Here is a 16,329-nt window from a genome sequence, read left to right as displayed (position 1 = left end):
GTGTCGCCTGAATCCGTTTCAGCGCGACACGCTTTAGTGGTCAAGCAGCATGGAGCGCACTAGACAAACCTGACCGAAACGCGACCAAACCTGCCAAGATCGCCGGTGACTTCATCGCCGGGCTCGACGCTTATCGGCGTAACGCAGGTGCCGGTTATCACCACCTGCCCGGGCCGCAGCGCGATGCCCAGACCCGACAATTCGTTGACGATCCACGCAAGGGCGATGCGGGGATCGCCCAGCACGGCCGCCCCCGTTCCGTCATGGCGCGATTTTCCGGTAACGAACCCGACAACCGGGTGCTTCGCCAGATCGACATCACGCCAATCGTCCTCCACGGCCTCGCCGATGACAAACAGATTGGCACAGGCATTGTCCGCTATGAGCTGCGCCGCACCGACCGTGCAGAAATCGTCATATCGAGAGTCCGGTATCTCGATCGCCGGGTGCAAAGTCGCCACGGCATCCATCACCTCAGCAATGTCGTAAAGCTGCGCGCGTGGCTGCAGCTCGCGGCCGAAACGAAAGGCGAATTCGATTTCGGCCACGCGCATCCTGCTGGTCGCCAGCGAAGCAGCTCCGCCGACCTCAACCGCCTTCTCGGCCAGCAGACGCCCCGCCATCGGACCGTCGACGTTGATATGCCTTTGTCCGGCCAGGCTGGTTGCGGCAATCTTCCAACCGAAAAGCGGAGCCGCCGAGCGGTCCATTACATGCGACTGGATGGCATAGCCTTCGGCGCGCGTGTGCGGCCGCAAGGCCTCGGATATCGCATCGAGGCGGGTGCCGTTGTCCCAATGACCCACCAGCAGCCGCGAAGCGGCCCTGGCCTTTTCTGTATCGAGCATCGTCAGCACCGAAGATCAAAAATGCCGCGCCGCCTGCGTCGGAAGCCCGGTACGGATCATTGCGCACTATGAACCCACGAGACGATAGGTGACCGGGAATCGAGAGTCCAGATTGCCGGACAGGTGTTGGAGTTTCGGGACGACGCCAACCCGGCCATCGCCTCGGTGATCCCGGCCGCTATCGTTGCGCCTATCGCGCGTAGCGTGATCTGCAGGCGGTAAAGCACGCCGGGCCCAAAACGAAAGAGACCCGCCGGAGCGGCGGGCCTCTTACGGAACCGAAGTGGAAGCTCGGCGCCGTCATGATCCGGGGGTGTGGATCGCCTCGAAGGTTAGCCAACAGGGCTCGGTCGGGCGACTTACAAATCTGTAATCTTCGGCTGGTCCGGACGCCGCCCATGCGAGAAAGCCTGTTCTATCCGTGCCTTGCACGGAGAATCCGATCTCGAAGCGCCGCCTCTCAAAGAAACGTGATGAGACCGTCTGGCCGCAAACGGCGCGGCGGGATCGGCTTCAAGGTTTAAGGAATGTGCCCAGCATCGCCATGCGACCGTCTGCTCGCCGGTCTGCGCCATCGAGGCGCCGCACCGGACGAAGGCCCCCCGGCCTCGTCCGTGCGTAGCAGGCGGTCAGGCGGCCTGCGGCCGACGCAGTCTCTCGACAAACGCCTGCCTTGCCGGTCCGGCAAGCGGCTTGTCCATGGCCAGCAGGCCATCGAGCAGCGCCAGAAGTTCGCGCGCTGCCGAAGACTTGCAGGAATAATAGACCATCTGACGATCGCGGCGGGTTTCGACCAGGCCAAACCTGCGCAGTTTGGCCAGGTGTTGCGACAGCGCCGATTGGCTGAGTTCTACCTTGTCGGCGAGCACGCCGACAGAGAGTTCGCCCTCGGCCAGGTAGTTCATGATGAGCAGACGCTTCTCGTTGCCCATCACCGCAAGAAAGGCTGCCGCGCTTTCTGCGTTGGCGGTAAGTTTTTTGGTGACCATCGATTTCCCCATGGTTCATGCTCTTCCGAAGGCCATGGGGGCAATGGCTTCAGAGTTCCAGAGCGTTGGTGGGCATGCCCCGATTTGGACACGGGGACCTGCCCTGCTTCTTTTCGACCAGAACCCCTTCGTAACCCGGTTGCCACCACGTCGGGGTTGCTGGTCTCGGACGGACTGCGCGGCGCTTTCTTACCGCAAGTCAATGCAGACTCGGAAAAATTCCGCGCTGCTAATGCGTATCAGCGTAGCGCTCATTCGGCAAGAATATAACGAGACCGGCAAAGGAGCCGCGGGCGCAGGGCGTGAGCCGAAGCGCTTGCCGGGAGCCCTTACCGCGATATCGCCGCGACTCACGCTCAATCTCGAAGCATGCTAATATTAGCCGGATAAAAGAGGGGTCGGGCTGGAGGAGAAAGCCATGTCCAGTGTGCGCAACACATTCACCCCCGCCGAGACGGCCATGCTTGGCCGGGTCTATGCGAACGGCAACATCGATGGCGAGACCGCCGAGCAGAAGGAAGCACGCGCCTCGCGCATCATCGCCAATTACATGGCGGGCATCACCGACGAGGCGGAGCTGATCGAGCTTTCGCGGAGGCCGCTTGGAAGATGAGCAGCGTATGCCGTGGGTCGCGAGACGGCATCACGCTAAGTTGACGTTCCAGCACGGAACTCCACGTTAAAATATCGTGTTCCGACATATTCCGGGAGGTTTTTCGATGATCCAGGGATGGTTTTCCAGGCCGGTCGAAGTGGCCGTCGGCCTTTCGGGCTCGATCCGCCATATATCCAATGCCGAGCAGGCCGTCGAACTGCTGACCGGCCAATGGCGCGACGCCGGCAGCGCGCCGCATAGCGAGGCGCTGCGGGCCTGCCGCCGGGCGATCCGCGGCGACGTCGCGGCGGACAATGCCAGGGAGGCCTTTGTCATCGCCGCGCGCGAGGCGCATGTGCTGGTGGAGTGAGTGTCGTTCCACGACGTGATGGGACGCCTTGCCCGAGCGCAAAAAATCTTCGGAACCTAACGCGCGTTGGTTGGTTAACGCGCGGGTCCGCTGACGACGGACCTGCATCGGGCGCCATCCGGCGCCGATTGCTTGCTCAAAAGACGACCATAAGAACGGAGGAAGTGATGAACGATGTCTGGTTTTCCGAACCAGTCGTGATCGATTTCCAGCCAAACGGCCAGCGCAAGGTCTCGACCTGCTTCGAGGCCATGGAATGCCTCGACCAACGCTGGCCGAGACAGGCGCGCGACGGCGCCTGGCGCTCGGCGAACCGCGTCTGCCGCGACGCGCTTGACGGCCTGCGCAGCCCTGTGGAAGCCCGCAAGACGCTGCGCAAGGCAGCCAAGGTCGCCGGCCTGCTGGCTTAGCCTTTCGATTCCCCATAGCGTCCCGTCAGGGACGCCACCAGGCCCGTCGCGGTTTTCCCATTGCCGCGTCGGGCCTGTGTTTTAAAAGGCGAAGCGACGGCCGACGCATACTCTGGAACGCGTTCAAGCACGCATCCCGTGGTGTACATGAAAACGCCGGCCGCTGGGCTTCGGGGTGCCTGACGGGTTCAGGCCGTTCCATTTCGGCGAGTCGGGCGCCAGGCCGCAACGCGAACGCCGGAGCGTGGTAAACGGGCGGTTACTATCCACAGCGCATGATCAGGTACCGGGCAGACAGACGGGCCTGGTCAGGCGAAACCGCCAAGCACTTCCGGAAACTGGACCGCCATCGCACCTTCATCCGCCTGCCTGGCATAGATCCGGTGCATCTTCGTGCCATCATATCTGGCCCGGCGGCGTTGCACGTCCTTGCCGAAAAAGCCGGCAAGGGCGTCGAACCGCCGGAAGAAGCGTTTCGTGACGCCGCGTTCGAAAGGTATGCGCTGCTCGAAGGGCTTGGCCCAGGGCGTGTCCCTTGCCAGGTCGCGCCAGATCCCGAGCGCGTCGAGTTCGACCCCGACCTGATTGCCCCACGGCTTGCCGCCTGCGAAATGCCTGGCCCAGGCTTGCGAGAACCGGAACTCACTCGTTCCAAGCGATTGCAGGTTCCAGTTCGGATGCATGGTCTGCCATTTGCCCTCGAAGGCGACGTTGAGCGCATTTTGATCGTTCATTTTGCCATCAATGGCGGTCTTTCGCGTGCGCTCCAGCAGGGCGTTGTCCCGGACAGCGTTCATATCGAAGACAACGACGCCGGAATTGAAATATGGCGCACCCGGGGCCAGCTTGAGGTTTTGCCGATAAGAAGGCCTGAAATACATATAGTCATCATGCGCGGCGAGCAGCGGGGCGCGCAGCCGCTGTCCGGCCAAGTCATTGATGTCTCTGTTGAAGAGAACGTCGCAGTCTGTGTATGCGATGCGGTCGTACGGCTCGAATACCGGAAGCTGGTCGGCGAAAAGCCGAACATAAGCGGCAATGCTGTAGGTTCCGAAGCGAAAGCCGAAACTCGCCATAAAGTCCGTGACATCGACCAGGTCGACGCTGCCTTTCAGCAGATGCCGGGCGACTTCAAGGTCCGGTTCGTTCGCACCGGTGTGGAGCAGAAAGCCGTCGATCGGTGTGGAGACATCAAGTATCCGACGCGCTGTCAGGCAGGCATACGGAAAGTAGCCGGCATCCGTTGCCAGGAAGAAACACGACTTCATCGTTACGCTAACCGCTGCCCTTCATCTCGTTGCTGCCTGCCACAAAATGCTTCTCGACGAAAGCCTCGATCGGGCCGGTGAGCGCGGCTGCCTCACGCTTGACTTTGTCATCGTCCCAACGCCACCACTGGATTGCCAGCAGCTTCGATATGATCTCCTCGGGGAACCGATATCTGATCAGCCTGGCCGGAGACCCGCCGACGATCGCGTAGGGCGGCACGTTCTTTGTGACCACGGCCCCTGCCCCAACGATGGCGCCATCCCCGATCTGGACGCCCGGCAAAATCATGGCGCCGTTGCCGATCCAGACGTCATTGCCGACGGTGATGCCGGCCGGCTTGCCGCCATGTGCGATCGGCTCGGGCCGCTTCAGCAACCGGCTATGGATCGGAAACGAAGTTGCGCTGTCGGTCGGATGCTGGCCAGAGCATATGAAAAGCACCTGGCCGGCGACCGAGCAGAAGGCTCCAACGCGCAGGGGCGCATCCTTCGAAGGGAACAAGACCTTTCGCCATGTCACACCATAGCTGTGACGACCGACCGTCACATGCTCCGGCAATTTGGAGCGCGCGTCCTTGAACCATCTGGAAAGCACCGACATTCAGATACTCCCCAGCGCCCCGCGACATCGCCTCGGATCGGCCGAACCATCAACCAGGAACCTTGGACAGGCGCGAGGGACTGATCCATCGGGTCCTCGGTGGCAGCTGCGCCGATATCGGAGCACTTTTGAGTGGATTGCAGATGCGAGCATTGATAGTGGGAGGATCCCAGGCACTCCTTCCCATTTGGTCGAATGAACGACGTTTTTGGTTATATCGCGTATGGCGATAACGAGGTTTATCACTTTGGCGCACTGCTTAGCGCACTTAAGCTTTTGCACAATTGCCCTAGCGCCAAAATAATCGTCGCAACCGACAGGCCCGACCTTTTTCGCCGATACCCCATCGAGACGATGACTATAACCGCCGACCAGAAAGAGTTGATGTCTTTCGGCGGGCGCTATCATTTCGGAATCAAGGCCGCGTTCTTGATCGAGATCCTGCAGCAAGCGGACCGCCTCATCTTCATGGACTCCGATCACTACCCTTATGTCGATCCATCCAGAGGTTTTCGACAAATTTCTCCTACCCGTTCCTTCATGCGCAAGTGTGAGGGCCAGCATCGGCGTTACCCGGTTCTCTCAGGCAAAGGCGTCAAAATAGGGGACTACACCCTGACAGGTCAGGAACCGATGTGGCAAAGCGGGATACTTGGCATTCACCGAGCCAACGCCAGCGCGTTAGCCGAGGCCTACCCAGCAATGCTGGCCGTGCGCGAATTGACCAACACAGACGCACCAGAGCAGTTCTGCATCGGTGTCGCGCTCTCCCGGAATGGCCTGACTCTCGGCCGTCACCACCTTCCGGTCAGCGACTACAACACGCGAGGAAAGAAGGCGTTCGCCAGTCCGCGCGTGCTGCAGTTCTTCAAGACGTATGGTGACGATCCGATTGCCGAGCAAATAAGGAGAGCCGGTTGGTATCGCCTCTGGCGAACCCCCGTGGATCTATGGCGGCAGCGGGATAGGTGGTCGCTTTAAGTTGGCCGTGAGGACTTACGGCAGAAGAAGAATATCTCGCTGATCGAGTACGTCGCGAATATCCATTTCCTTTTCGGTTTTGCCACCGAAGACAATGCATCGCCTGTAGTGACTAGAGAGATATTCGGCCAATTCCTCAGTTTTTACCGGTCCATACCGCCAAGGGCCGTATTCCATAAGAATAGGCACTCGAAGCCGCACCAGTTCAGCCATGGACTTCAGTGCTTCCGGCTCGGCGCCTTCGATATCCATCCATACCAAGCCAACATCCTCAAGATTGACCTTGGCATCAGCCAGGATGCCGTCCACGCGACGAAGCTGCACCCGAATCGATCGCGAGTGTCCATTTGGCTTAATTACGCTGCTCGCGCCAAAATTGTCATCGCCGAAATAGAGATCGATTGAGCCTTCACTGTCGCCAGCGGCGCATTCAAAGACAGTCACCAGGCTCGAAAGCTCATTGAGCGATAAATTGTGCTTCAATAGCTTGAGGTTACGTGGATCCGGCTCGACGGAGACTGCTCGATCGAACTTACCGCTGCGCATCAAATAGACGGTGTGCGTGCCTATATTCGCGCCGAGTTCCAGCAACACCCTTCCCGTCGGAACGCCGACAAAGTCAAGAACCCGATTGGCCAAATCGCGTTGGTAGTGCCCCTTCCGGAACAGGTCCCTGCCGATGGTTTCTCGAGGCGAGAATGTTAGTGTGTGATCGTCAAACTGCCTCGTAACGAGAATGACGTCGTCCTTCAGAGCCAACAGGCTGAAAGTCTGAAACCAGTCGAAAGACCTGAGTTTTGCGAACAAACCGTCGCGTAGATGACGGATTGCTTCTTCCACCAGCACGAAAATCTTCATGCAGCCGCTTATTGGCTGCAATTTCCCTGTTTGCAAGCGTTCAAGCGAAGGGGCTGTGCTCAAGCCGTCACTTGAGGCCGCGCATGAAGGGATTGAAGGGCAGACTTCCCTTTCTCCTGACGTCACGTTATGCAGGCCAAATGGGTCTGAAGCTTGTCGATATCATAACCAGGGCGCCGGCAATCATCGCGGCGAAGGAAGCCAGAAATGGCCTAGTATACAAGGCTTTCGAGCATCGAGGCCGAGCTGCTGGACGTACTTTTGCAGATCGCCTGAAAGCTGCTGGTACATCGCGTGTCTGTTTCACGGTGGCGTTCAATACGCCTTGGGTCATAGATGCGCTGGCCAAGGCATGGGAAATGCACTCACCGGGAATGACCCTAGCCGTTGTCGACAATTCGACCGACCAGGCATCGAGACAAGCAATAGAAAGCATCTGCAAGGTGAGAAGCGTTCCTTATTTGGCACTTCCAGTGCGGGTGGAAAAACATCTATCCAGATCGCACGGGACCGCCATAAGCTGGGCTTACCATAACATTATACGGCACTTGGAGCCTGAATTATTCGGCTTCATTGATCATGACTGCTTCCCGGTAGTGTCGTTTGATATCCCCGCCAGGATGGACGGCAAGGCCGTCTACGGGAAGCTGTTCCTTCCAGGTCGAAATCATATCCACGAGCCGAAGCCGACCGATCGACACTGGAATTTATGGGCAGGTTTCTGCTTCTATCGCTTCTCCGCCACGGCGGGACGAAAGCTGAACTTCGAACCTCGCTTGAACATGGGGCTTGATACTGGCGGCGCAAACTGGAACATCCTTTACTCGCATTTGGACAGGGCAAGTGACGTTGCCGTAGCCGTCGCTCGGGAAAATCCGATGACAATGGCAGGGGCGGTCGGGCACCATGAGATCATCGAGGAAGCATTCTTCCATGTTGCCGGCGTATCCTACCCTGACCGACCCAGTTATCACCGCAGAACAACTGACCATCGAAAACTCATCCGCGACTACGTCTGGAATACATATCTTGGCGGCGCGAGCGGCAGGATAGCCAAGGACTTCTAGGCGCTGACCAGATCTTCGGGCTTGTCCGCCGTAAAATCACCTCATCACCCGGCCTCGCTGACGATCTTGGCAATCGCTTCGTCTATCCCGATGCGGCCCTTGCGCCTTTGAGCGTTCGGATCGCGAAAGTCGATCCAGCCTTCGTTGAAGCCGTCGAGCATGCGCATGCGCATTTCGGGATGGCGCATGCCCTGGTCGCGGAAAATCGTTTCCCAACGCTCACGCGGGACGATACGCGCCTCGACCTCGCGGCCTAGCGCCTTGGCAAACGCGGCGGCGATCCGGTTCGGCGACACCCTTTGCTCGGTCTCCAGTTCGATCACACGGTGGCCGCTCCAATCCTCCAGCAGCAGTCCGGCCGCCGTCCTGCCGACATCGGCGGCCGAGACCATCGCGACCGGGTGATCGAGCGGCTGCAGGTAACTGTCGATGACGCCCTCGTCGCGTGCCGAGGCGATATCCCACTCGGCATTTTCCATGAACCACGCCGCGCGCAGGAAGGTCACGGCCACGGGCAGGTCGGCCAACGCCTCTTCCAACAGGCGCAGGACGTTGAGCAGATTGGGCTGCGCGGCATCCGCGCCGATCGTCGACAGCACGACCACCTTGGGTGGCAGCGCCCGATAAAGCGCCTCGCGGACGACGGCGATCCTCGGCAGCACGTCCGGGAAGCCGGGTTCGGAATCATAGACCGGCGGCAGCAGGATGAACGCGCCCTCGGCGCCCGAAAGTGCGGCGGCAAGCGGCCTGGGATCGCCGAGGTCGGCGACGGCGACGTCGCAGCCCCTTTCGAGCCACGGCGTGCCTTTGGCTTCGTCGCGAACGACGGCGCGAACCTTGTGGCCGGAAGCCAGCAACGTCTTGGCAAGAGCGCCTCCAACGCGGCCGCTAATGGCTGTAACAGCGAACATGATCGTTCCTTTCGGATGTGCGGTTGAACGGGATCGCGGCTGGCGGCCGTAACGGTCCGCCGACGATCGCTGGCCGGTCTTTTCACACCGTTGTCTTGCTGATCCCAGCGCCGATATGTCATCATAATCCGGACTCCAGGTTGGGAATGACGGATGCCTTATGACGGAAGATTGCTGTCCGGCGTGACGGTGCTGATGGCGGTGGTCGAAGCCGGCTCGATGGCGCGGGCAGCCGACTCTCTTGGCATGACCGCGTCAGGCGTCGGCCGCGCCATCCAGCGGCTGGAGGCCCGTATCGGTGTCAGGCTGCTCGACCGCACGACCCGCACCATGCACCTGACGGACGAAGGGCGGCGTTTCCACGAGCGGGTCGGTCCTCACCTCGACGGCATCGAGGAAGCGGCGATCGAGGCCACCGGCGCGACATCGGTGGTTCGCGGCAGGCTGCGCGTCAATGTCGACCCGTTCTTCTCGCAACTGGTGCTGGCCGGGCATGCCGGCCGGTTCCTGGCGCTGCATCCGGACCTTCGCCTCGAACTGATCATGCGCGACGCGGTGGGCGACCTGGTGGCGGGCGGGTTCGACCTCGCCTTGCGCTTCGGCGATCCGCCAGCCGGTTCCTTCATCGCGCGTAAACTGATCGAGACGCGCGTGCTGACCGTCGCCGCACCGGCTTATATCGAGCGCCGGGGGCGTCCGCAGCGCCCTTGCGACCTTCCGGATCATGACGCCATCGACTTCTGGGACGCCGCGCATAGCCGCGCCTACGAATGGGAATTGCGCCGCGGCAGTGAGGTGCTGCCGGTCAGCGTCCAGACCAGGCTGATGACCTCCGACGCGCCGACCATGCTCAACGCCTGCCTCGCCGGTGCAGGCATCGCGCAGGTGCTGGAGTTCGCCACGCGCGAGCAAGTTCGCGACGGGCGGCTGGTCGAGCTGTTCCCCGATTGGCAGGACGAACTCTTTCCGCTCTACGCGATCTACCCCTCGCGGCAATACCGCACCGCCAAGGTGCGGGTGTTCGTGGATTTCGTGGTTGATCTCTTGGCGACGGTTTAGATTCAGAGTCAGCCGGATGTCATAACCGTTGAATGAAATGGCGATCCCGGCAGGATTCGAACCTGCGACCATCGGCTTAGAAGGCCGGTGCTCTATCCAGCTGAGCTACGGGACCGTCGGCCGGCCGGGCCGGCTGAGCGCTACGCCAGGCGACGCAAGACCAGAAGTCAGTGTGTCCAGGGCATCCTGCGGTCATAGCGGAAATTGTCCGAATAGGAAATCTGCCGGCGCTTGGCTTCCTTCGGCTCTTCGACGCGATAGGCGATCTTTTCCTTTTCGGCATAAGCCATCGCCTCTTCCTTCGTGTCGAAGGTGAGCTTCACCTGGCTCAGCATGTCGCCCGAAGTGGTGTAGCCCATCAGCGGATCGATCTTCTTGCGCTGGGCGGGATCGAACTCCAGCACCCAATATCCGGTCTTGGCCTTGCCGGACTGCATCGCGGTTTTGGCTGGACTGAAAATGCGCGCGGACATGACCACCTCGTTGCCGCCCGACAATCCGGGCACCCTGGTTCGGCGCCATCTCCGAGCATCCTATCGGGAGCCTGAAAATCTCGCGCCAACCCGTCATTACTGTGCAATGGCCGCGGCGGCAAGGCCGCAGGCAACCCGTGCCGCCACGGCGCAGGGAACCTCGCCGCGCCGACGACATTATCGAAACGTCGGACGGCCGGCCCGAGCCGGCCTTGCCTGTGTGCCATCCATCAAAACCGGACGCTTCGCCATGACCAACGCAACCGAACACGCCGTCCTGCAGCTCGCCGTGCTTGTCGGCAGCCTGCGCGCCCAATCCTTCAGCCGTAAGATCGCCAAGGCGCTCGCCGCCCGCGCGCCGGATTCAGTGCGCTGCCGCTTCATCGAAATCGGCGAGCTCCCGCTTTACAACGAGGATCTGGACGGCGACCAGCCGCCGGCGGCTTGGTCGGCCTTCCGCGCGGCGATCCGCGAATGCGACGCGGCGCTGTTCGTCACCCCGGAATACAACCGCTCGATCCCGGGCTGCCTGAAGAACGCGCTCGATGTCGGCTCGCGTCCGCCGGGCAAGAGCGTGTTCAAGGGCCTGCCCGCCGGGGTGGTCAGCGTCAGCCCGAGCAAGATCGGCGCCTTCGGCTCCAACCAGGCGCTCAGGCAGACCTTCGTCTTTCTCGACATGCCGGTGATGCAGCAGCCGGAGGCCTACATCGGCAATGTCGCGGAACTGCTGGACGACAAAGGCGCCGTTATCAACGGCGACACCGCCGCCTTCCTCGAAAATTTCATGGCCGGCCTGGAGACGTGGATCAGGACGGTGCATCCCGGCGGCTCGTCCTTCGACGCCTTCATGAAGCAGCGCGAGAAGATCGCCGAGGACTATGTCAACGGCGATGCGACCTCACTGAAGGCAATCGTCACCCATGCCGGGCCGGCGACGTTCTTTTCGCCGCGCGGCGACCATCTCGAAGGCGCCGAGGCGGTCGCCGGCCGCTACGAACGCGACGCGGCGAGCTTCCACAAAGGCGGCAGCACCGATCTCGAGGTGCTGCAGGCATCGGCAAGCGGCGATCTGGCCTTCTGGACCGGGCTGCAGCACGCCAAGGCGCGCATGGGCAAGAACGGCGAGGCAGCCGAAATGACCTTGCGGGTGACCGAGGTGTTTCGTCTGGAAGACGGCGCGTTCAAGCTGGTGCATCGCCATGCCGACCCGGTTCATTAGGCGGCCCTCTATAATCCGCGACACAATGCCGGAGGTCTTTGCAACGCCTACCTATTCCTTTTGGCCCGTGAGCGGCATATGTCAGATACACGGTCGTGCCATTTGAAGGCATGATGGCGACGATAAAGACAAGAATGGACGCGGAAGCGAAAGTCTTGCCGTCGGGGGTCGGCGAGCCAGCGATACTGGACGGCGCGATTGTCATCGGCGCGGGCGCCGCAGGGCTTGCCGTCGCGCATGCGCTGGCCAAGGCTGGCGTGACGACGCAAATCCTGGAACGCGAGCAACGCCTGGCCGAGCCCTGGCATCGCCGCCACGACAATCTGCACCTCAACACGCATCGCGACCTCTCTTCCTTGCCGGGCGTATCCTTTCCGGCAGGAACGCCGGCCTTCCCGCACCGCAGCACCGTCATTCGCCATCTCAACGAGTTCGCCGAGACGCACCGGCTGCCGATCACCTTGGGTATCGAGGTCGAGGAGATCGAATTCCGCGGCGACCACTGGCTGCTGCGGACAAGCGAGGGCTTGAAGACGGCGCGATATGTGGTGATCGCCACCGGGCGCGACCGCCAGCCCTTCATCCCGGCCTGGAAGGGCATGGAGGATTTTTCAGGCAAGATCATCCATTCGGCCGATTTCGGCAAGGCGAACGACTATGCCGGCAGGAAGGTGCTGGTGGTCGGCGCCGGCAATTCCGGCTTCGACGCGCTCAACCATCTTTCGCGCGCCGAGACGGACCAGATGTGGCTTTCGGCGCGCAACGGACCTTCGCTGCTGCCCAAGCGCATCGGCCAGATCGCGGTGCACCGCTTTTCTCCGGTCATGGCCAACCTGCCGACAAGGCTTGCGGATGCGATCATGGCGGCAACACAACGCCTGGTGTTCGGGGATCTCACGACATATGGCCTGCCCCCTGCCCCATCGGGCGGCGCCAGCCGGCTCGGCTCCGACTATACGGCGATCGCCGCCGACGACGGCGCGGTCGAGGCCATCAAGGCCGGGCGCGTCATCATCGTGCCGCAGCTGCGCGAATTCAGGCGCGACGACGTCGTGCTCGACAATGGCCAGGCGATCGCGCCCGACATCGTCATCGCCGCCACCGGCTACCGTACCGGACTGGAGACGATGCTGGGCCGGCTCGGCGTGCTCGACACCAGGGGCGTGCCGCTGTTCAACGGCGCCGCCAACGATCCGAAGCTGCCCGGGCTCTGGTTCACCGGCATGCGGCCGAGCATTCGCGGCTGCTTTGCCAATGCCAGAATCCAGGGCGCGGCGATCGCCAGGAAGATCGCCGGCCAAAAGCGCTAGGGCGAAAGGTCATTTCCGACGTCGGTTTTTGTGTTGCCTTCCGGGCGTCCGCCCCCTATACGCCGCGGGACGTCGGAGTGTAGCGCAGCCTGGTAGCGCACCTGATTTGGGATCAGGGGGTCGCAGGTTCGAGTCCTGCCACTCCGACCATCACTTCCTTCCCAAAGGACCAGGGCGGTCTCGCGGCCGGGATACCGGCCAGAAGGGCGCGTGTCTTGGCAGCCGTGGTCGTAGCGATCGGCGACAGGGACAATTGGGACGCCAACACCGACATCATCGTCGTTGCGGATGTTTCCAGGCGGCGACTGACCTGGGTGCCGCGCGACTTGTGGTCTCCCCTCATAAGCGACCGGGTCAATGCGGCCTTCGCCATCGGCGGCGGCAGGCTGCTTGGAGCAACGGTAAACCCGCCGGGCGAGAACCCCAACGCCTCGAGCCCGGCGAGCCTACAACCCGATCTGGAACGCAACCGGGACCGGGGTTAGCCGGCACGGTCGCGCTGCAAGAGAGATGCCGGAAAGACTGTTCCGAAATGGGACGGCTAGGCGGCACGGTCCCACGGATTGATCACGGCAACGCCTGCCGCCTGAACTGGCGCCACATCACGCGACGCGACCTGAAAACCCTTCGCGGCGGCCGCAGCTGCAATGTATCCGTCAGGCAAAGGAAATCCCCTTCCGGCGGCTCTGGCCTTTACAGCGAGACCGGCATAGCGGCGCGCTGCCTCGGCATCGAAAACCAGGATGCGCTGATCGAAGACTGCACATATCCCGGCAAAGGTTTCGCCCAGCACATTTTTGCGGCGGCCTGCTGGCATCGCCTCGATGCCGAACAGCACTTCAGATATCGAACTCGCCCTGCCCTTCGTCCATGGCGCTGACGGTTTCGGCGGCGAGCGCGCGGGTGATCGGCGTCTTGCGCTCCAGCGCCGCGCGGTCGAGGCGTCCGACGACGCGCATGGCGGTGCCGAGCGAACGCTCGATGCGCCGCACCAGATATTGCACCACATGCGGCTCGACCTCGACCTGGCGGTCGGCGAAGAGTTTCGTGATGACGCCGGCAAGCAAGAGGTCGTCGGGCTCGTGGATCTCGACGGTCGCCGCCGCCTTCAATCGCGAGACGAGATCCGGCAGCGCGACGCGCCAGGCCGAGGGGAAACGCCGCGCCGTCAAAAGCAGCGTCGAGCCCGCGCCGCGCACGGCGTTGATCAGATGGAACAGGCCCGGCTCGTCGATCGCCGCCTTATCGATGTCGTCGATCAGCACCGGCCCGATGCCGAGCCCGGCAATGTGCCCGCCGATGCGGCCGGGATCGATGGCGACGGCGTGCGCCCGATCCTGCCAGATCTGGGCGAGATGCGTCTTGCCGGAGCCGGGCGGCCCGGCCAGCACCACCACCGGCGACGGCCAGTCGGGCCAGCGGTCGATCAGCGATGCCGCTTGCGCATTGGTGCCCGAGACGACGAGCTCGTCGCGCGAATAGCCGGTGCCGTGGCCGAGATCGAGCGGCAACTGGCGCGGCGTGTCGGTTCGCTCACCGGCCACTTCAGCCACGCGACTTCGAGCGATGGCCGCCGCCGCGATCGGCCGGCAACGGCGGCACGGGCTCGGTGGCGTGACCCTTGTAAAGCGGCGATTGCAGGTAGCGGCCGATGGCAAAGCGCACCAGCACGGCGATCGCCGCCGAGGCCGGCACAGCAATCAAAAGGCCGACAAAGCCGAACAGCGCGCCGAAGGCAAACAGCGCGAACATCAGCCAGACCGGATGCAGGCCGACGCTCTTTCCGACCAGCCGCGGCTGCAGGATGTTGCCCTCGATGAACTGGCCGACGAAGAACACGCCGGCCACCGCAACCACCATGGTCCAGTCCGGCCAGAACTGGACGAAGGCGACACCGACGGCGAGCACCAGCCCGGTCAAGGAGCCGACATAGGGGATGAAGGAGATCAGCCCGGCGAAGAAGCCGATCAGGATGGCGAAGTTCAAGCCGGTCAGCGAGAGCCCGGTGGCGTACATGGCGCCGAGCACCAGGCAGAGCGTGCCCTGCCCGCGCACGAAGCCGGCGGTGGCGGTGTTGATTTCGCGGGCGAGCGCGCGCACCGTCTCGACATAGTCGCGCGGCACCCAGCCGTCGACCTTGGCGACCATGCGGTCCCAGTCGAGCAGCATGTAGAAGGCGACCACCGGGGTGACGACGAACAGGCTCACCACCGAGACCAGCGCCACGCCGGAACTCCAGATCGAAGTGAAGACGGTGGTGAGCAGGCTGAAGCCGGAGGTGAGCAGGGAATTCAGCCCGTCGCGCAGGCCGGCGGCGTTGACGCCAAAACGCTGCTCCAGCCATTGCGGGTCGAAGCTGGTGATCAGTGATTGCAGGCGGGTCAAATATTCCGGCAGCTTGCGCGCGAAATCGGCCATCTGGGTGGCCAGCACCGGCACCAGGATGACGAAGGCCAGCACCACGACGACGATGAAGGCAATGAGGATCACGACCGTCGCCATCAGGCGCGAAAGGCCGAGCCGCTGCAGCCGGTCGGCGACCGGATCCAGGAAGTAGGCGAGCACCATGCCCGCGACGAATGGCAGGAGGATGCCCGAGAAGATGTAGAGGAACAGCGCCAGCAGGACGGCCGTTGCCAGCCAGAAGAAGACCTGGCGACGGAGCGCCCCCGAGCCGTCGTCAGCCGCGATCACTGCGGCATCATTGTCAGGCGCCCGTGCTGGAGCCGCCCGACTTGACGTTGCCCGACTTGGTGTCGCCGGTCTGGGAGTTGCTCGTCTGGGAGCCTTCGCCATAGCCGCTCATATGCCTTAGCCAAGCCACGAGATAGGCCGCGGCCGAAGCCACGGTCAAGACCCCGGTCAGCAATATGAGCGCGGTCCGCACCGGGCCCAGATGCAGGGCGAAGGCCAGTTCGCCCAACACAAGCGCAGCCAGCACGATCTGCGCGGCGGTGTTGGCCTTCGACACGAAGAGCGGCTTCCCCTCGACCGGATGGCTCATCACGCTGGACAAAAGCACGGCGCAGACGATCAGCCCGTCACGCGAGACCATCGTCACCACCAGCCAGAGCGGCAGTTCGCCGGCAAAGCCCATGACGACGAAGACCGAGACCAGCAACAGCTTGTCGGCGACCGGATCGAGATAGGCGCCAAGGCGGGACGACTGGTTCCAGCGCCGCGCGATGAAGCCGTCGACGCCATCGGAAATGCCGGCGACGAGGAACCCGACGAAGGCCCAGTCCCAACGCGATTGCAGCATAGCCAGCACCACGGCGGGCACCAAGAGCAAGCGCAGGATGGTGATCAGGTTGGGGATGGTCACCCTTATGTCCCGTTGTCGGTTGGTCGGAGATAGATGATGGAGATG

The 16,329-nt window shown here is 62.4% G+C and carries 20 protein-coding genes and 2 tRNA genes; 10 read left to right on the top strand and 12 right to left on the bottom strand.

Going from position 1 to position 16,329, the window contains the following annotated elements:
* Positions 1-59: 59 nt before the first annotated feature.
* On the bottom strand, positions 60-848 hold the full coding sequence (locus YU3_RS0107390) for a fumarylacetoacetate hydrolase family protein (protein WP_027165639.1): 789 nt from the start codon (positions 846-848) through the stop codon (positions 60-62).
* Between the two features lie 629 nt (positions 849-1,477).
* Complete coding sequence (locus YU3_RS0107385; protein ID WP_027165638.1) at positions 1,478-1,837, bottom strand: metalloregulator ArsR/SmtB family transcription factor; 360 nt, start codon at positions 1,835-1,837, stop codon at positions 1,478-1,480.
* A gap of 418 nt (positions 1,838-2,255) precedes the next feature.
* Between YU3_RS0107385 and YU3_RS0107380 the strand changes: the two genes are divergently transcribed.
* From YU3_RS0107380 to YU3_RS0107370, 3 genes are all read left to right on the top strand, one after another.
* Positions 2,256-2,450 carry a hypothetical protein gene (locus tag YU3_RS0107380; RefSeq protein ID WP_027165637.1) on the top strand — a complete coding sequence of 65 codons (195 nt, stop codon included), beginning with the start codon at positions 2,256-2,258 and terminating at the stop codon, positions 2,448-2,450.
* A gap of 106 nt (positions 2,451-2,556) precedes the next feature.
* A complete protein-coding gene (locus YU3_RS0107375; protein WP_027165636.1) occupies positions 2,557-2,802 on the top strand; it encodes a DUF982 domain-containing protein in 246 nt (81 codons plus the stop codon).
* A 167-nt stretch (positions 2,803-2,969) separates the two neighbouring features.
* Positions 2,970-3,212, top strand: a complete 243-nt coding sequence (locus YU3_RS0107370) for a DUF982 domain-containing protein (RefSeq protein WP_027165635.1) — start codon at positions 2,970-2,972, stop codon at positions 3,210-3,212.
* A 308-nt stretch (positions 3,213-3,520) separates the two neighbouring features.
* Here the strand turns inward: YU3_RS0107370 and YU3_RS0107365 are convergent, their stop codons facing one another.
* Both YU3_RS0107365 and YU3_RS42085 read right to left on the bottom strand, forming a co-directional pair.
* Entirely contained in the window at positions 3,521-4,480 is a 960-nt protein-coding gene (locus tag YU3_RS0107365) for a glycosyltransferase (RefSeq protein WP_027165634.1), read from the bottom strand.
* Positions 4,481-4,487: 7 nt separating this feature from the next.
* A complete protein-coding gene (locus tag YU3_RS42085; RefSeq protein ID WP_051333875.1) occupies positions 4,488-5,081 on the bottom strand; it encodes a CatB-related O-acetyltransferase in 594 nt (197 codons plus the stop codon).
* Between the two features lie 195 nt (positions 5,082-5,276).
* Between YU3_RS42085 and YU3_RS0107355 the strand changes: the two genes are divergently transcribed.
* On the top strand, positions 5,277-6,062 hold the full coding sequence (locus YU3_RS0107355) for a hypothetical protein (RefSeq protein ID WP_027165633.1): 786 nt from the start codon (positions 5,277-5,279) through the stop codon (positions 6,060-6,062).
* A gap of 15 nt (positions 6,063-6,077) precedes the next feature.
* Here YU3_RS0107355 and YU3_RS0107350 read toward each other — a convergent pair whose 3' ends face one another.
* Positions 6,078-6,920, bottom strand: coding sequence for an FkbM family methyltransferase (locus YU3_RS0107350; protein ID WP_051333874.1), 843 nt, complete (start codon positions 6,918-6,920; stop codon positions 6,078-6,080).
* Positions 6,921-7,003: 83 nt separating this feature from the next.
* Between YU3_RS0107350 and YU3_RS0107345 the strand changes: the two genes are divergently transcribed.
* Positions 7,004-7,987 (top strand): hypothetical protein, encoded by a 984-nt coding sequence (locus YU3_RS0107345; protein ID WP_156913396.1) that lies wholly within the window; start codon positions 7,004-7,006, stop codon positions 7,985-7,987.
* A gap of 44 nt (positions 7,988-8,031) precedes the next feature.
* Here YU3_RS0107345 and YU3_RS0107340 read toward each other — a convergent pair whose 3' ends face one another.
* Positions 8,032-8,898 (bottom strand): NmrA family NAD(P)-binding protein, encoded by an 867-nt coding sequence (locus tag YU3_RS0107340; RefSeq protein ID WP_027165630.1) that lies wholly within the window; start codon positions 8,896-8,898, stop codon positions 8,032-8,034.
* A gap of 153 nt (positions 8,899-9,051) precedes the next feature.
* Between YU3_RS0107340 and YU3_RS0107335 the strand changes: the two genes are divergently transcribed.
* A complete protein-coding gene (locus tag YU3_RS0107335) occupies positions 9,052-9,957 on the top strand; it encodes a LysR family transcriptional regulator (RefSeq protein WP_027165629.1) in 906 nt (301 codons plus the stop codon).
* A gap of 38 nt (positions 9,958-9,995) precedes the next feature.
* Here YU3_RS0107335 and YU3_RS0107330 read toward each other — a convergent pair.
* Positions 9,996-10,072: transfer RNA gene (locus tag YU3_RS0107330), tRNA-Arg, on the bottom strand.
* 52 nt (positions 10,073-10,124) lie between these two features.
* Complete coding sequence (locus YU3_RS0107325; protein ID WP_027165628.1) at positions 10,125-10,430, bottom strand: ETC complex I subunit; 306 nt, start codon at positions 10,428-10,430, stop codon at positions 10,125-10,127.
* A 250-nt stretch (positions 10,431-10,680) separates the two neighbouring features.
* Here YU3_RS0107325 and YU3_RS42080 point away from each other — a divergent pair, with 250 nt between their 5' ends.
* The 4 genes from YU3_RS42080 (at position 10,681) to YU3_RS39115 (ending at position 13,444) form a co-directional block, all read left to right on the top strand.
* Positions 10,681-11,649, top strand: coding sequence for an NAD(P)H-dependent oxidoreductase (locus tag YU3_RS42080; protein WP_156913394.1), 969 nt, complete (start codon positions 10,681-10,683; stop codon positions 11,647-11,649).
* Between the two features lie 134 nt (positions 11,650-11,783).
* Positions 11,784-12,959: an NAD(P)/FAD-dependent oxidoreductase gene (locus tag YU3_RS0107315; RefSeq protein WP_036258051.1), complete on the top strand. Its 1,176-nt coding sequence runs from the start codon at positions 11,784-11,786 to the stop codon at positions 12,957-12,959.
* A 73-nt stretch (positions 12,960-13,032) separates the two neighbouring features.
* Positions 13,033-13,109, top strand: a tRNA-Pro gene (locus tag YU3_RS0107310).
* 65 nt (positions 13,110-13,174) lie between these two features.
* A complete protein-coding gene (locus YU3_RS39115; RefSeq protein ID WP_027165626.1) occupies positions 13,175-13,444 on the top strand; it encodes a hypothetical protein in 270 nt (89 codons plus the stop codon).
* Positions 13,445-13,500: 56 nt separating this feature from the next.
* Here YU3_RS39115 and YU3_RS36155 read toward each other — a convergent pair whose 3' ends face one another.
* The 4 genes from YU3_RS36155 to YU3_RS36150 are packed head-to-tail and all read right to left on the bottom strand — an operon-like array spanning position 13,501 to position 16,284.
* Positions 13,501-13,797: a hypothetical protein gene (locus YU3_RS36155; RefSeq protein ID WP_051333873.1), complete on the bottom strand. Its 297-nt coding sequence runs from the start codon at positions 13,795-13,797 to the stop codon at positions 13,501-13,503.
* 1 nt (position 13,798) lies between these two features.
* Positions 13,799-14,503, bottom strand: a complete 705-nt coding sequence (hdaA, locus tag YU3_RS0107295) for a DnaA regulatory inactivator HdaA (protein ID WP_027165625.1) — start codon at positions 14,501-14,503, stop codon at positions 13,799-13,801.
* A 1-nt stretch (position 14,504) separates the two neighbouring features.
* Positions 14,505-15,653 carry an AI-2E family transporter gene (locus tag YU3_RS0107290; protein WP_156913392.1) on the bottom strand — a complete coding sequence of 383 codons (1,149 nt, stop codon included), beginning with the start codon at positions 15,651-15,653 and terminating at the stop codon, positions 14,505-14,507.
* Positions 15,654-15,666: 13 nt separating this feature from the next.
* Positions 15,667-16,284 (bottom strand): CDP-alcohol phosphatidyltransferase family protein, encoded by a 618-nt coding sequence (locus tag YU3_RS36150; RefSeq protein WP_084507943.1) that lies wholly within the window; start codon positions 16,282-16,284, stop codon positions 15,667-15,669.
* Positions 16,285-16,329 lie beyond the last annotated feature (45 nt).

Source organism: Mesorhizobium sp. WSM3224, assembly GCF_000427725.1.
In the GTDB taxonomy this organism is placed as follows: Bacteria; Pseudomonadota; Alphaproteobacteria; order Rhizobiales; family Rhizobiaceae; genus Mesorhizobium.
The sequence above is the reverse complement of the archived record's forward strand: the minus strand, read 5'-3'. Positions and strand labels throughout refer to the sequence as shown.

Excerpts from the sequence above, each read along its gene's own strand:
- YU3_RS42080 (WP_156913394.1), top strand. The coding sequence starts at position 10,681 with ATGACCAACGCAACCGAACACGCCGTCCTGCAGCTCGCCGTGCTTGTC.
- YU3_RS0107355 (WP_027165633.1), top strand. The coding sequence starts at position 5,277 with ATGAACGACGTTTTTGGTTATATCGCGTATGGCGATAACGAGGTTTAT.
- YU3_RS0107325 (WP_027165628.1), bottom strand. The coding sequence starts at position 10,430 with ATGTCCGCGCGCATTTTCAGTCCAGCCAAAACCGCGATGCAGTCCGGC.
- YU3_RS0107365 (WP_027165634.1), bottom strand. The coding sequence starts at position 4,480 with ATGAAGTCGTGTTTCTTCCTGGCAACGGATGCCGGCTACTTTCCGTAT.
- YU3_RS0107380 (WP_027165637.1), top strand. The coding sequence starts at position 2,256 with ATGTCCAGTGTGCGCAACACATTCACCCCCGCCGAGACGGCCATGCTT.
- YU3_RS42085 (WP_051333875.1), bottom strand. The coding sequence starts at position 5,081 with ATGTCGGTGCTTTCCAGATGGTTCAAGGACGCGCGCTCCAAATTGCCG.
- YU3_RS0107315 (WP_036258051.1), top strand. The coding sequence starts at position 11,784 with ATGGACGCGGAAGCGAAAGTCTTGCCGTCGGGGGTCGGCGAGCCAGCG.
- YU3_RS0107335 (WP_027165629.1), top strand. The coding sequence starts at position 9,052 with ATGCCTTATGACGGAAGATTGCTGTCCGGCGTGACGGTGCTGATGGCG.
- YU3_RS0107375 (WP_027165636.1), top strand. The coding sequence starts at position 2,557 with ATGATCCAGGGATGGTTTTCCAGGCCGGTCGAAGTGGCCGTCGGCCTT.
- YU3_RS0107385 (WP_027165638.1), bottom strand. The coding sequence starts at position 1,837 with ATGGTCACCAAAAAACTTACCGCCAACGCAGAAAGCGCGGCAGCCTTT.
- YU3_RS0107340 (WP_027165630.1), bottom strand. The coding sequence starts at position 8,898 with ATGTTCGCTGTTACAGCCATTAGCGGCCGCGTTGGAGGCGCTCTTGCC.
- YU3_RS0107350 (WP_051333874.1), bottom strand. The coding sequence starts at position 6,920 with ATGAAGATTTTCGTGCTGGTGGAAGAAGCAATCCGTCATCTACGCGAC.
- YU3_RS0107370 (WP_027165635.1), top strand. The coding sequence starts at position 2,970 with ATGAACGATGTCTGGTTTTCCGAACCAGTCGTGATCGATTTCCAGCCA.
- YU3_RS0107390 (WP_027165639.1), bottom strand. The coding sequence starts at position 848 with ATGCTCGATACAGAAAAGGCCAGGGCCGCTTCGCGGCTGCTGGTGGGT.
- YU3_RS0107345 (WP_156913396.1), top strand. The coding sequence starts at position 7,004 with ATGAAGGGATTGAAGGGCAGACTTCCCTTTCTCCTGACGTCACGTTAT.